Origin of the sequence: Pseudomonas kielensis (assembly GCF_030505375.1) — a bacterium.
Lineage (GTDB): Bacteria > Pseudomonadota > Gammaproteobacteria > Pseudomonadales > Pseudomonadaceae > Aquipseudomonas > Aquipseudomonas kielensis.
In genome coordinates this window covers 4,745,735-4,759,658 of sequence record NZ_CP130043.1, presented here as the reverse complement: position 1 = coordinate 4,759,658, position 13,924 = coordinate 4,745,735, and the positions used below count along the sequence as shown (strand labels likewise).

General features: G+C 51.6%; 11 protein-coding genes and 1 tRNA gene. 4 read left to right on the top strand and 8 right to left on the bottom strand.

The features are described from left to right. Window positions 1-102 precede the first annotated feature (102 nt). Window positions 103-864 carry an SDR family NAD(P)-dependent oxidoreductase gene (locus Q1W70_RS22225; RefSeq protein WP_166592836.1) on the bottom strand — a complete coding sequence of 254 codons (762 nt, stop codon included), beginning with the start codon at window positions 862-864 and terminating at the stop codon, window positions 103-105. Window positions 865-1,078: 214 nt separating this feature from the next. Between Q1W70_RS22225 and Q1W70_RS22220 the strand changes: the two genes are divergently transcribed. Beyond that, window positions 1,079-1,885, top strand: coding sequence for a glycosyltransferase family 2 protein (locus Q1W70_RS22220; RefSeq protein ID WP_166592835.1), 807 nt, complete (start codon window positions 1,079-1,081; stop codon window positions 1,883-1,885). A gap of 160 nt (window positions 1,886-2,045) precedes the next feature. On the opposite strand, the gene Q1W70_RS22215 is transcribed toward Q1W70_RS22220, so the two are convergent. Then, window positions 2,046-2,139, bottom strand: a tRNA-Ser gene (locus tag Q1W70_RS22215). Window positions 2,140-2,570: 431 nt separating this feature from the next. Here Q1W70_RS22215 and Q1W70_RS22210 point away from each other — a divergent pair. Further along, window positions 2,571-4,126, top strand: a protein-coding gene (locus tag Q1W70_RS22210) for an IS3 family transposase (RefSeq protein WP_436799864.1) whose coding sequence is annotated in 2 segments (ribosomal slippage) — window positions 2,571-3,027 and window positions 3,027-4,126 — 1,557 coding nt in all. Because the reading frame shifts where the segments join, the coding sequence is not laid out codon by codon here. 64 nt (window positions 4,127-4,190) lie between these two features. Here Q1W70_RS22210 and Q1W70_RS22205 read toward each other — a convergent pair. From Q1W70_RS22205 to Q1W70_RS22195, 3 genes are all read right to left on the bottom strand, one after another. Further along, on the bottom strand, window positions 4,191-5,180 hold the full coding sequence (locus Q1W70_RS22205; RefSeq protein WP_302097962.1) for a phospholipase D family protein: 990 nt from the start codon (window positions 5,178-5,180) through the stop codon (window positions 4,191-4,193). A 105-nt stretch (window positions 5,181-5,285) separates the two neighbouring features. After that, on the bottom strand, window positions 5,286-6,167 hold the full coding sequence (locus Q1W70_RS22200) for an HNH endonuclease (RefSeq protein WP_302097961.1): 882 nt from the start codon (window positions 6,165-6,167) through the stop codon (window positions 5,286-5,288). A 243-nt stretch (window positions 6,168-6,410) separates the two neighbouring features. Then, complete coding sequence (locus tag Q1W70_RS22195; protein ID WP_302097960.1) at window positions 6,411-7,016, bottom strand: PH domain-containing protein; 606 nt, start codon at window positions 7,014-7,016, stop codon at window positions 6,411-6,413. Between the two features lie 874 nt (window positions 7,017-7,890). Between Q1W70_RS22195 and Q1W70_RS22190 the strand changes: the two genes are divergently transcribed. Together Q1W70_RS22190 and Q1W70_RS22185 are read left to right on the top strand one after the other, a co-directional pair. Next, window positions 7,891-9,000, top strand: coding sequence for a site-specific integrase (locus Q1W70_RS22190; protein WP_302097959.1), 1,110 nt, complete (start codon window positions 7,891-7,893; stop codon window positions 8,998-9,000). Beyond that, window positions 8,997-11,198 carry a DUF927 domain-containing protein gene (locus Q1W70_RS22185; RefSeq protein ID WP_302097958.1) on the top strand — a complete coding sequence of 734 codons (2,202 nt, stop codon included), beginning with the start codon at window positions 8,997-8,999 and terminating at the stop codon, window positions 11,196-11,198. Before Q1W70_RS22190 ends, Q1W70_RS22185 begins: the two co-directional genes overlap by 4 nt. A gap of 222 nt (window positions 11,199-11,420) precedes the next feature. Here the strand turns inward: Q1W70_RS22185 and Q1W70_RS22180 are convergent, their stop codons facing one another. The 3 genes from Q1W70_RS22180 to Q1W70_RS22170 all read right to left on the bottom strand — a co-directional run bounded on the left by Q1W70_RS22180 (window position 11,421) and on the right by Q1W70_RS22170 (window position 13,726). Further along, complete coding sequence (locus Q1W70_RS22180; RefSeq protein WP_302097957.1) at window positions 11,421-12,575, bottom strand: tyrosine-type recombinase/integrase; 1,155 nt, start codon at window positions 12,573-12,575, stop codon at window positions 11,421-11,423. 250 nt (window positions 12,576-12,825) lie between these two features. Further along, window positions 12,826-13,194, bottom strand: a complete 369-nt coding sequence (locus tag Q1W70_RS22175; RefSeq protein WP_302097956.1) for a hypothetical protein — start codon at window positions 13,192-13,194, stop codon at window positions 12,826-12,828. Further along, complete coding sequence (locus Q1W70_RS22170; RefSeq protein ID WP_302097955.1) at window positions 13,172-13,726, bottom strand: hypothetical protein; 555 nt, start codon at window positions 13,724-13,726, stop codon at window positions 13,172-13,174. The genes Q1W70_RS22175 and Q1W70_RS22170 overlap by 23 nt, the downstream gene beginning before the upstream one ends. Between the last annotated feature and the right edge of the window lie 198 nt (window positions 13,727-13,924).

Below are 13,924 nucleotides of genomic sequence, written 5' to 3'. Positions count from 1 at the left end.
ATGCATCCGCCCGATGCGTTGGCAGTCGGTACCCGGCCTTTGGGCAATTCGACGAAACACTGTGACTCGTCTTCTCCCCTGCTACACCGGAGCCCGCTAAACCTAGGTCAGGTTCAACCCGCCGTCCGAGAGGAGTATCTCGCCGGTTAAGTAGTCCGACTCGACCAGCAAAACAACCGCTTTTGCGATGTCGTCTGGGCTAGCGGCCCTGCGCATAGGTGCGCGAGTTCGCCACAACTCCTGGGCACCTGTCCACTCGGCGGTCATAGGCGTGTCGACCAAGCCAGGCGCCACTGCATTTACGCGAATTTCCGGTCCCAGCGTTACCGCGAGCAAGCGGGTCATGTGATTGAGCGCCGCTTTGCTGACCGCATAGGGAATCGATGCCCCCTTGGGACGGACACCGGCATGGGAGCTGATGTTCACGACGCAACCTGCTCGACGATAACGGGCGGCATCGCGCAATGCCGACTCGGCCAATGCGACCAGGTGGAACGGCGCCACGACATTGACCTCGTTGAGCTCGTGCCACACCGCCGAGTTGGCCGAGGCCAGGTCGTCGTGCGCAATGACTCTGCTAATACCGGCGTTATTGACCAATACGTCGAGCTGCCCCCACGCGGCAATCGCCTCGTCAATAAGCCTGACCCTGTCAGCTTCGCAAGCAAGATCCGCTTGCACGTAAACAGCCTGCTTCATTTCGGCCGCCATAGCGCGTCCCGTGTCCGCAGAATTTCGCGAATGCAGCACCACCGCATAGCCTGCCTGACTGAGTACACGTGCAATGGCTGCGCCGATACCGGAAGTGGATCCGGTCACCAACGCAACGCGTAATACGTTGTCGATTGTCGGATTGGGGTTCATTGGGATATCTCGAATGGGATGCTAGAAAGCCATCACCGTAGCACCAAGCGGGCAATGTCGGCATCAGGCGGCCACGATCATCCGGTCTCCATTTGCAAATCAGGGACGCCTGGAAGTCCTGACGATCGTTGGCCAACCCGCACCGGGAGAAATTAAGTTTGAAATAAGGTTGGCCCCTTATCTTGGGATTTTTTGGGATCTGAGCATTTCGAGCATGGGCACCTTTAACGCGGAGTCGAAACCACCTTTCAGCATCGTTCTGGTCAACTATAAAACCCTCGATTTGACCAGGGTATGCCTGGAGCTTTTGCATGCACATGCACAAAAAGCCGGCATTCCTGTTTGGGTAGTCGATAACGGATCGGCGGATGCCAGCACTGACTATTTGCGCTCACTCGATTGGATCAACCTGATTGAACGCAAGTCGCTCACCCCAGAGCCAGGTCACATTGCCCATGGCAACGCCCTGGATATGGCGCTGGAAAAGGTTGATAGCGATTATTTGTTTCTGATGCACACCGACACGTTCGTCTTTGATCCGCACGTATTTACGATGATGATGGAGCACTGCCGTCAAGATCCGGCCGTCGTCGCCGTCGGTTGCACCGAGCAACTCAATCGAGGCGTGCCCAGGACACTTTGGCGCTTCACTTCGCGCCTGTTGAAACATCATTTCAGACGTCTGAAGTTGTCGTTGGGTTTGCGATCCAGAGAACCGAAACCTTACAGGGAAACTCACCTGAAGAGCTTTTGCACGCTTTGGAACATCAACATCATGAAGCAGCACGGCTTGCATTTTCAGCTCGATGATCGAGTCCCTGGTTATGCATTGCAGGACTGGCTGACGGATATCGGCTACAAAGTTGTGTTTCTTTCACCGCGAAAAATCTTCAAGTATCTGGACCACATCCAGGCGGGAACAGTCGCCGCCGCCGGAGGTTATGGTCAGCACCACCGACGCACAAAAATGTACGAGAGTATTCTCAAACGGTTCAATACGTTGAACTCGCCCATCGCCTGAACTTCGCTCCTCCCGGCTATCGGCTGGGCGGAACGAAGGGGGGTAGCTGAATGTTGTGCCTGACACGACAACGGCAGGAAACCGTAGACAACAAAAAACCCGCACTAGGCGGGTTTTTTGGGTGTTTCGGATGGTATTGGAACCACCAGAAAACAAAAGGTGGTGCCCAGAGACGGAATCGAACCGCCGACACGGGGATTTTCAAAACCTGTGAAAGCCCGGCCGCATGTCAAAAGCGCCTGGATTTCCTGGGCCGATCTGGATTACGGGGCGGTCAATTCCGGCCAGAAACCGGCCAGATAGCTCGAAAGTGTTCCGTACGGTCCGGAGGAGTACCGGAGCGGGGCGGGTTGATTTCTACTACCTTTCGACCCACCGCGCGTACCGCGTGACATTCGGGTGAAGCAGATTTTCAGTTGCGTAAGGGCATACACGGGCGTGCAGGCGGTCGCCACCTTTTCAGATCGCGACTACTGCAATGGCTCAGCCTATGACGAGACAGGGTTAAGCGCCTGCCAAACACACCTTCCTGATTCCTGCGTTTAGGGCGATGGTGTCCAAACTTTGGGGGCAAATCAAATTGAGTGGACACCATTTTCAAGCGAGACGGCCCCCGGTGTCAGGATAGTTGTCGCCTCGCCAGACTTACCTGAAACCAGACCCCGGGGGCGGAAAGAGAGCCGTTGTGCCGTACTATTCCTCTGAGCGCAAAGCCGAACTGCTCAAGATGCTGGGCCCTCCACTCAACCTGACGATGGCCGAAGTCGCCAGGCGCGAGGGCGTTACTGAAATGTCGCTGTATACCTGGCGCAAACGAGCCAGTGCCGAAGGATGTGTGGTGGTGACCGATCCCAAACACCCGACCGAGAGTTGGTCGGCAGAAATGAAATTCGCGGCTGTCGCCGAATGTGCCAGCTTGTCCGAGATTGAACTGGGTGAATACTGCCGTCGCAAAGGCTTGTATCCCGAGCAGATTGCTGCCTGGCGGCAAGCCTTCCTGAGTGGGATGGCCCCTCAAAAAGCGCAGCCCAAGGTTGATCGGGAGCAGGCCCGTCAGGATCAGAAACGTATTAAACAGCTTGAGCGCGAACTGCGCCGTAAGGATAAGGCGCTGGCTGAAACAGCCGCGTTACTGGTGCTGCGAAAAAAGCTCAACGACTACTGGGGAGTAGACGACGAGGACAATTGACCGCTCTGCCGGAACGGCAACTGCTGGTGGCGTGGCTGACAGAGGCGATCAATACCGGCGCTCGAAAATCGATGGCGTGCCAAGAAGTTGGATTGACGCTCAGAACGTTGCAGCGTTGGACTCAAACGGAAGAGGTGGTGGCGGATGCGCGTACTACTACAGTTCGCACAACCCCGCCCAATGCGCTGAATGAGCATGAGCGAATAGCGATTCTCAACCTGTGCAACAGCGCTGAGTATGCTCACTTGCCACCCAGCCAGATCGTGCCGAGGCTGGCCGATAAGCAGATCTACGTAGGCTCGGAGTCAACGTTCTATCGTGTGCTTCGAGCTGCCGGGCAGAGGCAACACCGAGGACGCGCTCAGCGCCCTGGACGTAATGCCGAGCCAACCACGCATGCGGCTCATGCACCAAATCGTGTGTGGTCGTGGGACATCACGTACTTGCCGTCTTCGGTGCGTGGAAAGTACTACTACCTGTACCTGATCGAGGATATTTACAGCCGCAAGAGCGTCGGCTGGGAGGTGCATGAGGATGAGGACGGCGCCAAGGCCGCAGTGTTGCTGCAAAGGAGCGTGATCAGCGAACAATGCCTGAGAGAGCCTCTGGTACTACACTCGGACAACGGCGCGCCGATGAAGTCGACCACGTTGCTGAGCAAGATGTATGAGTTAGGCATTACGCCATCAAGGGGCAGACCGCGTGTCAGCAATGACAATCCGTATTCGGAGGCTCTTTTCAGAACGCTGAAGTACTGTCCGCAATGGCCGACCAAGGGTTTCGAGACCTTGGATGCTGCAAGATGCTGGGTGCGTGATTTTATCCGCTGGTACAACCACGAACACCGACATAGCGGGATCCGCTTCGTCACACCGGCAGAGCGTCATCGTGGTCAGGATAGGCAAATCCTTGCCCTGCGCCATGAGCTGTATGAACAAGCTCGAAGCAGGAATCCAGAGCGATGGTCAGGACGCACTCGTAACTGGGAGCCAATTGGTACGGTGCTGTTGAACCCTGATCGGGATCAACAGCACGCGAAGCAAGCCGCATAGCTGGATGGTTGACGCGACAACTACCTTGAAAAACGCCGACGGCTATGGAGGGCCAGTGCCGTTCCTATGATCGCGAGCTTAGATCATTGTGTCTTCGCCAGGCCAAGAAATCATTCAGCGGACGGCACAATGCTCCCTCCGAGTAGGCATCCTCTTTGTCTAAAGCTTCAAGCCAAGGTCGAAGAAGCTTGGCGAACTCTTTTTGGTCGGTTGAAGAGAACGACCAGTCAGAGACTGTGTTTTCCCTTTGAAGCATTTTTACTCTGGGTTTGTCTAAGCTAGGGATGCGCCTCCATGCATTTTGTACTTTAATTGCACCACCATTCCCGTAGTAAACAATGATGATCGTCCCGTCATTAGGCAAACTGTTTTCTTGCCCATCAGGCCAGTCTTCAAAACAATCGAACGCCTGGCGACGCTGTTGCTCCGTGAGCTTAAATGTCTCTTGGACCTCAGCCAAAGCCGCGTCGGCCACCTCTGTAGAGTTCTCCCAGTATACGGCAAGGTAAATGTGCCTATCTTTTAGTGCTTCGCTTGGGGCATTGATAAAGCGGATATCACCTTTACTTGCCGGCCGCTCGTGGCGACGGGCTTGCCAGTCCTTTTCTGCAGCACACAAGGCCTTTTCATCGATCTCGAATGCCTTATTCCAGACCTCTTTATACCAGGCGTCAATGCTTTGGATCTGTGTGGCCTCATCTGTAAAAACGCCAGCCTCAAGCCAATGGCGTGATTCGCTACCCTCGAGCCCAAGACCATTGCTTGAAAAATTGGCCGATCCTATAACCGCACCACTGTTTCCGCGTATGACCTTGGCGTGCAGATTTTCCAGGCTACGTAGTTTGACGTTTTCAAGCCGCTGCAAGCGGCGAATTACGAACGGATTTGTGCCTCCGCTAGCAAGGTTACAAATGATGCGAAGGTCATTACCATTCCAATGGTCAAACAAGGCTTCTGACCCCTCCCCCCAAAACGCTACAGCTATCGCTAACTCCTGGCTGTTCTCCACTAACTGGCGGACTTGGTCCAGATACTGTCCATTGGATAGAAACATGACGTCCTCACTGTTGACTGCTACAAACTATAAATTGAATGACGATAGATTGGAGTGCGCGGGGGCTTCAGGCGCTATCAATCCCCCTCTCGGGCTCCTACAAGCTTACTTCCTGAACAAATAGTCACGGTGCCAGGCAAGGTAAACACGATGGCGCGGCTCTAGTTGGCGCAAACGTAGATGTGGCCACACATTAAGCGCACTGCAACTTTGCTCGTCTAGTTGGTTGCTGATGAGAATTTGGCCGTCGTCGTTGAAGCTGATCAGCCCTTGGTCGAAGGCTAAATCGAGGTTTGGGGTTAACAGCAGCCCATTGAATGGATCGAGTCGCTCATATGATGTAGCTGCAAACCAAGGCTTGGCATGGGAGGCACGGAGCATATTCAGATTTGCGCAACCTGTAACTGAGCAACTGCCCCAATAATCAATCAGGGCAGCGCGGTACATGCCTTGGCCAATACGCGCCTTGATTATGGCTTCACGCTCCGTTTCGGTTAGCGGCAGCAGTGAGTCCTGCGTGGGGGCCGCATGCCTACCAGCCACCGACGTTGCGTCACTTGCTGAATCAAACGACCGTTTTGCCGTAAGCCAGTCCACAAACTCATCGAGCGCTGCTTCATGCTCAAAACCTAGCTCGATACCATGGGGTTCGGGCACCTGGCCCGGCTTTCGGCCATTCCGAGGTTGATCATTTATTTTTTTAGGAAACGCCTCCATGTTGCTACTGAAGGCCAAAAGGTACTTACCAAAAAAAACGCCAGCAATTGTTCTTAGCTCTGCAAGCTGATCAGAAAAACTTGGATGGATGATCAAAGGGACTTTTTGAATCGGGTTCAGACTAACACTCTGCTTCAAATAAACCGGATAAGTTGCTAGCACATGATCAAAACGCATGACCTTACCATCAGAGACGCTCTGCTTTACGTGGAAAAATCCGCGTCTTTCAAGGGAAATCTTTACATCTCGGATACTCAATAATTTACCCATAAAGCTTACTCTCCGATTCATGCGCACCTTAGCGATAACGTCGTGCCGAGGATACCGGAGCAGGGTGGGCTGTTTGCTGCTGCGTTTCGACACGCCGCGCGTACCGCGTGACATTTGAGCAGGAAAGAAATGCTTTCCAGTGGTCGTACCGCGCTAGGCACTTGCAAAGGGTATATTCTCATCAGCGCTCCCCCTCCGAATCCGACTACTTTTGCCACATGCCTTCGCGGCGACCGAGATCGACTAAAACTGAGTGATGATTTTGGCTTTCACTGTATTAAATTCTTCTTCGGTGAGGGCTCCCATTGCACGTAGGTTTGCGAGCTTGGTGAGCTTATCTAGCGGGGACTCTTGTTGAACTTCTACCCGAGGGGATGATGATTGGCGTCGTGTGTTGAGTTCCTGTAACCACCGGTTAGCAAGCGTGGCCATTACTGAAACGGTTGCTTTCTGGCAATTGTCGATTGTGAGAACCCTACTACCTAAGTCAACCATGATCTTTCCTAGCAGAAATCCTTGGGACGAGGAAACAGCCTGAACACGATCGTGGCGGATGCTTTGAGTATCTACTGAGCTGGTCAGCATAGCGCAATCCAAGAATAGAAACCGCTGATCGGTGAGGACAGCCAGCCAAGTATTGCTGCCAAAGTCGGACGAGTTAGAGCTGTCTGAGTGCTTGACGATCCCAGAAGTTAGTGCGAACACAACCTCCTCAGCTTCAAGATGATTGGTTAGCACCTTTATCTCTTTTTTTGTTCCAAACGAATCTAGCCTTACGTCGTTTAGTTCGCAAATGGCTTCCCAGTCTGCTTCACGTGTTAGTTCTGCGTACTTCTCTAAATTTTCCAAGCAAATTTCCTTAACCGTAGATTTATTCCTGGGCGTCAAGCCGCCATTGATCCATAGGGAGGCGTTTTCCCAGACCTCCCTGCTCCGCAAAGTGGACGATAGCCCAGTGCCATCTAGTCGTCTATGGCGGCCAAGACTCGATTGATCGTGATCTCCACAAAACATAAAGCCAAGATCTCCACGTGGGTACGCCGGAGTCAAGCGCCGGGCATCCAGTTGAGTTCGAATCCTGGAAAATGAAAAATAGCAGTTATCAATCTTATGATTATTTGGAATTAAAAACGTAATTTTTATTCGATTTTAAAATTGGCAATCGAAAACGTGTTCCGTCTTTTCGCCTATAGCTCCTGGGCAGAATGAGTCAATTCCGATTTGCACAGGAGTTATAGGAGATTTCGATAGAAAATAGTTTTTAGCCTAGAAGTCCTGGAGATAACGGATTTTTGAATTGTAAATAAGACGGGCGAAAGGATTAGTGCGATTTTGGTGACGAAATATGCGTCTTGCTTAAATATTTTTGGTTGATAGTATTGGTCTCAAGTCATCGCTCAGATCGTTAATTTAGTACGGGTTGTATGACATAGCACTTTAAAGCTTATTTCAATATGTCGTTGTGACAGCTTTTGGCCTGATGGCTAGGGCAAACTGCAACTTGAATTCAGCTGGGTGGTCGCTCTTTAACAATTTGGTGACGTTGGTATAGCCTCAACAAGGTTCTATGTATCAACGTCTTGCTTTTAATGGCGCTCTCAGCGCTAGTTTTTCGCGTCGCTCTTTGTTCTAAGTTAATTTTGAATGCAAGAGTCTAATTCGCTTACTTATAGGTGTAAAAATATGAAGCAAAAAATATCTCATAGTTATCTAAGGAATTTTAATGTCTATTTCAAAGTCTGCAAAACAGATCGAAGTCAGAGATTCAGTTGTTGAAGGCCTGATTGTCGTTAATTACCTTGCAACGGGAAATTCGACTTACTACACGCGTGGAACGACCAAAAAACGTCGGCGTGTAAAGTTGGGGACCTCGCATGACTTGACGCTCAAGCAGGCGCGAAAGAAAGCTGCTGAAACTTTGAGCTTGGGGTTCGCGCCTCACCCTTTGACGCTGACACAAGTCTTCGAGTTGTATGCAAAGTCGGGGGAGTACAGCGGTAAGCTCTCGATAAACCTTGAGCGGCTGCGCTTTGAAAAAGCGTTTAAGCCAATGTTGGGTGGCAAAAATGTGAAGGCCATCAGCTTAAAGGATGTTCAAGCGGTCATGGGTTCGTTGGACCCCTCCTTTAGTGACGCCACTCGAAATCGATACTTATCCGGTTTGCGATCAGTTTTCCGATTTTCTGCTGATCAGGGGTATAGCGATAACGACCCAAGTCGCAGCATTAAATTGCGCGCGGAGGTCCAAGCAAAGTTGTATGAGGTCACCGATGAGTTCATCGGCCGTCTCCGTGACGCAGTGCGCTGGTTAGAACAAGCTGATTCGAGGGCCGCTTGCCTCGTTGAATTGTTATTATTAACCGGCATGCGGATAGGCGAGGCGCTGCCCCTTCAGTGGAGCGATGTTAACTTTTCGACTCGGCAGATCACCCTGAGACTTACCAAAAACGGAAAAGTCAGGCATGTTCCTATCAACGATGACTGCATGACGCTTCTGCGTCGGCGGGTCGAGATGAAGGCTGATTTCTCACGGGATGGCTGGGTGTTTCCCTCGTCACGTGGCCATTCGCACATGACGAGGCCGGTTCGACCCTGGAAACGAGCCTGCCTGGCCGCGGGGTTGCCGTTATCGTTACGCTTTCATGATCTTCGCCATACTTTCGCCTCGGCGTGCGTCAAAGATGGAATTCCACTGTATACCGTACAAGGATTACTGGGGCACTCGTCAATCAGGATGAGTGAGCGATACTCTGCGCTGGCTTCCGAAGACTTGCTCAAGGCCAGCTGTCGGTTATCAAGTGCCCTTGGCCTCTATAAAAGGGGCGCGAAATGAAGCGGTTTTATTCGAGCGATATTTTGTCATCTGATATGGTTGACGCTGCATTACTGGCCGGTGCGGATATTCTTGACGGAGATGCTTACTCGCTATCTGATGTCAAAAGCCTACAGTTTACTGAAAAAACCATTATTTTCTCGATTGCAAAAAATCACCCTGATTACAGTCATATAGTGCCGATCCTGTTAAAGCATTTTCTGGTTTTTCGAACAAGCGCTGGGGTGTTTGTCCCGTTGTCCAAGAGCTTCATTCAGGACAGTAAATTGCTGGTGTTCCTGCGAGAATCCTTAGCTAAGATCAAGTTGCACGTGGACGCGGGAGAGAGCCAAGAGGATCCGGTGCACGGCCAGTGGTTGACTCCTGCAAATGGAGAGATGCCAAAGTCGCATCCGTTCGATTTTTTGGACGTAATTGCAACGCGTGAGATCGGATTGATTGAAGCGATGTATGGATTCAGTACCCTTGGAAACTTTGAGTTTTCACTGGATAAGGTACGCCGCCGCAAAAAAGATAATGTTGAAGAAGTTGCACCGGCTCTCTGGATTGATAAGATCCTGCAGGATCCGCAGACCGGGCACATATCGACCCGCATTAATATTCTGAGCCGTACGGGAATGAAGTGGCGGGTGACATCGCAAGTCATTGCCAATGGCACCATGCAGGACACCAAAAAACTCACGGAGTGGGTGGTTTCAATGGTGCCCTGTGTGGTCGATCGTAAAGGCTTAGGGGAGCTGGTAAAAGAGCTGCTCCGACATGCCTTTGATACAATTGACAGTCAGATTTGGATAAAAAGTGAAGGATGGATTCGAAGTATTGATTCCAACATCGAGGGCTGCGTTTGCGGTCAGGAATTGTTACTCGCTCCAGGTGCCGACGTGCAGCAATTTTACGTTGATGTCGCCGCACCGAGGCTTGCGCAATCGGGCACGCTTGAGCGCTGGAATCAAGAGGTCCTTGTCCCGGTAAGTAAGAGCCATATTCTTACTGGCGCGCTACAGATTGGCTTAGCGGCAACCATGCTCGATTTGGTACCTGGTGTTTCTTCTTGCACGTTCAACTTCTTCGGAGGTGCTGGCCGAGGCAAAACATTACTGCTATCGACGGTGGCCAGTCTGTTCGGAAACACGACCGCGCCTGGGCATGGCAGTGCCGGTCGCAATGGGCGATCAATCATTGAGACCTTCGCCTCCACCGAACTCGCGCTTCAAGCCAAGGGACAGGCAACCTCGTTAGGCCCCATGCTGATCGATGAAATCGGCAGTAACAATTACGGTGCACTAGACAAGTTCATTTATGTGACCGGTAATGGCAACAGCCGTACTCGACTGAGCAGTAACGGAGATGTCCAAGAGTCGCCGCCGAAGGCCTTGTTCTCTATGACCACAGGCGAAGTTCCGATTGGCTTGCTGTTGAGCCGTAACGCGCAACAGGGCGTGTTGGATCGGGGGGTGGACATCAATATCGGCAGTGGGAGGATAGGCTTTAACGGTCAAGTCGCTGAAGAGCACGCCTTTCTGTCTGAAGGGGTAAAAAAAGCTGTCTCTGCGGCGATCCCGCATCAGTACGGTACTGTGGCTCCAGCCTACATCAAAGCCATTTTGTCTGAGATGGACGGTCAAAACTGGAAAGCGGAACTTGACGAAATAAGGCAACAGCTTGTCGATGCTTGCCCAGGCTACGTGAGCAATGATGGACCGGTCCGAGTTTTAACTCGGTTTGCTTTAGCGGTGTTGGCGGGCAGGATTGCCCTGAGAAACAAGGTGTTTAGCGAGGATTTTGTCGACGAGATTACTTTGTTCAATGGTGTGGCCGCTTGTGCTGAACGCTGGATCAATACACGTTGGCATTACCTGGAACGTTTGTCTGCGGCCTTAATTCAGCAGAAACGGATACCTGAAAGTGCGCCGAGGTTTGGCTTGCCGCTCTACCGTCATCATGAAGACAGTGGTGATATGCCCACGCTCATGATCACCAAAGAGTTCCTTCAGAAGGTCTTTGCAGGGGCGGAGGAAGTGGAAGTTATCGGCAAGCGATTTAAAGATGATGGGCTGCTTGTTCGGGCCGACGCGGGTCGCAATACAGTTGGGAAACCCCCTCACTATCACCTGCGGACGGAGTGGCTGAAAGATCATGGCATTGAATGGTCAGAGGATTTGGAGCGCTTCGTAGAGGTGGCGTCGGATGACGACTGAAACGCCAAAAGTGCACAGGTCATGGGAGCTACTCTGACGGTCGAGCTGGACCGTACAGATGGGCCAAAAAAAACCCCACCGGTGGCTGGGTTTTTAAGTTGTCGCAACACGTGCTAGCCAATTATTTTACTCTGTTGTCACACTACTTTAATTTTTCATTAGTTGGTTAGTGCGCTTCTTTAAAAAGAGGTATGTCGCTGGCGAAGTGTTGGATGATGCAGTTCAGTCAGTTGGTACAACAAGCGCGCCAACCCGTGCCGACGCCTTTCTCAGGTTATCAGATGCCAAGTGAGCGTATCGTTGGGTCGTCGTATTACTTGCATGCCCTAACAAATGCTGCACCTCATACAGCGTTGCACCGTTATTGATTGCCAACGAGGCAAACGTGTGACGTAAATCATGGATCCGAAGATGAGCAAGGCCAGCCGCTTTTAGTGCTCGCTGGAAGCATTTTCGAGCGTTATTCAGCGGCTTGCCTGGCTTACTCCCAGGGAAGAGGTAACTAGCGCCTCCTTTATTTGGTAGTTCGCTTAGTAATGATAGCGCCGTTTCGCTGAGCATGACGAAGCGCTGGCGACCGCTTTTAGTCATAGGCAGACTCCAGAGTAGTCTTTCGTGATCAATATCCTCCCAGCGTGCTTGCAGCGCTTCTTCGCGACGGACCCCGGTCAATAGCATCAATTTGATGGCACTTGCTGCTATTTGGTTTTGCTCAGTGCTAAGTACCTTCCATAGTCGCTTAGCCTCATCAATGTTTAAGAAGCGCTGGGATTGGTTGTTCTCCGTGTGCATACGAATGCCGGTCGCCGGGTTGCTATCCATGTAGCCCCATAAGATGGCGAGGTTGAAACACCGCTTCAGAAGGGCGAGATGTCGATTAGCAGTTGCAGGAGCCCGCCTGCTGATTAATTCGTCATGGTAGCGCTGGATCTCCTGTCTGGTGATGGAGGCTAAAAGTCGTACGCCAAACATTTCAAAGAGGTGAGTTTTAAATTTTGAATCATCGCTGTTTGCACTGCGTTTGCTTGCATACGCATGCGGCAGGTAGTGGCCATCAATGAAGCGGCGAAACGTCATGCCTGACTCGGTTACGATTTCTTGCGGATCAATTCCACTCGAAAGCTGGGCCCGGTGCTTCAGAGCGAGTAAACGGGCTTCGCCAACGTCTAACTCACCATAATTTCCGAGCTTCATGCTTCGCTGACGCCCAGCATGTCGGTAGCGCAGATAGAAGAACTTTCTACCTTGGCGATTGATCAGGAGTTTGAGGCCCGAGACCTCTGTATCTGAATATTCGCACTCTCTCGCTTTGGCAGTTGCGGGTTGCGGTGGCAGTGCGTCAATCACACGCTTGGAAAAGCGAATGAGCTTGCTCATAGGGCACCTTTTAACGACACGAGTTTGGACTATCCCTGAGTCAGCTCAGAAAGCTGAGCCAGGGTAGCCATCAGCGGTCATGGTTGTTGGGTTGATGGATTGGTGAACTTGAGACTGTTGATTACGTCCGTCGCTCCGGTTCATTTCCGGTGCTTTCGGTGTCAATGCCGGAAATGCCAACAGCAGCGGAAGCTGTTGTTGCCTGCGACGGTCATCCGTTGATATACGGATGGGAAATAGCAGCGCTAAATCAAGGTGAAATCCACTGCGCGAGTATCCTGTTCATTTCCGGTTGAAGGGTTAAGCCTTTTGGAATGAGCACGGCCACCGAGAGCAGGTCGGAAAGCAGGATCACGACCTCATAGAAGTGACCGTGATCTTCGACGATCTCAAATGAAATATTTGGATCATAGGGACTTTGTAAAAGGTTTCTGACTCCGAGGAAAAGCCCTTTGTCGTAGGGGTCGTCTCCTTCGCCCCAGACTGCAAACCACCCGAGCTCATCAGGTAGCCACTGAGAGCCATACTCCCGCAGCACCTGATACTGGTCCTCTACCCACTGGCGTATGCCTCTGTCCTGGATTTGAACGGTAGCTTTACTCTGGCGAATCAGCAGCATGGTCTGCCTCCTCGATTTGCCGTTGCTCGTTGCTAGGATCAGATGGCCGATTACTCTCCTCAGCGGTAGACACGATTGGCTTTCCATCAAGTCGAACACGAATTGGCTTACCTTTAAGCGTAAGAACACCTTTTCTCCATGTGGCACCATCGTCAGTTACCCGTAGTTTGGTTTCATGCTTCCCATCTCGCCCCAGTAAATTTTCAGCCAGCAAAGCGGCGGCAAGGAACGGGGCATTATTGCTTGAGCGTCCCACAAAGACGGGTAGTAGTACCTTGCTAGGGAATGCCTCTGCTCGTTGACCCAGACCTTCCAAGATTTCGAGAATGGCATCGGTGTTAATCCACTCGCGACTGAAGTAGCCCTGGCTTCCACTATCGACCAAAGCGATGAAGATCTGCTTTTTGTCAATTGATAGTGCTAGTTGGTAGGTGATCTTCCCTTCGGCTCCGAGACTTAGCTTTGGTGCATGCCCTTCTTTTACAGCTAGTAGCTCCATATAACTTGGTTCAACGGCTTTGTTTCTGCTCATGGTTTTTCCGTAGTAATAATTAGGTGATGACCTTTGCCCTAGCTCAAGCAGAACGAACGCACTCACCGAAGTGAAGGTACTTTTGATACGCTCCAATAATCTGGGCGGGGGTTAAAGAGTTTTAATCTTTGAGGTGTGTGTAGCTGGCTTCAGTGTTGGTGCAGTTAGTTGACTACTTTTCGTGACACAGCGTACAGA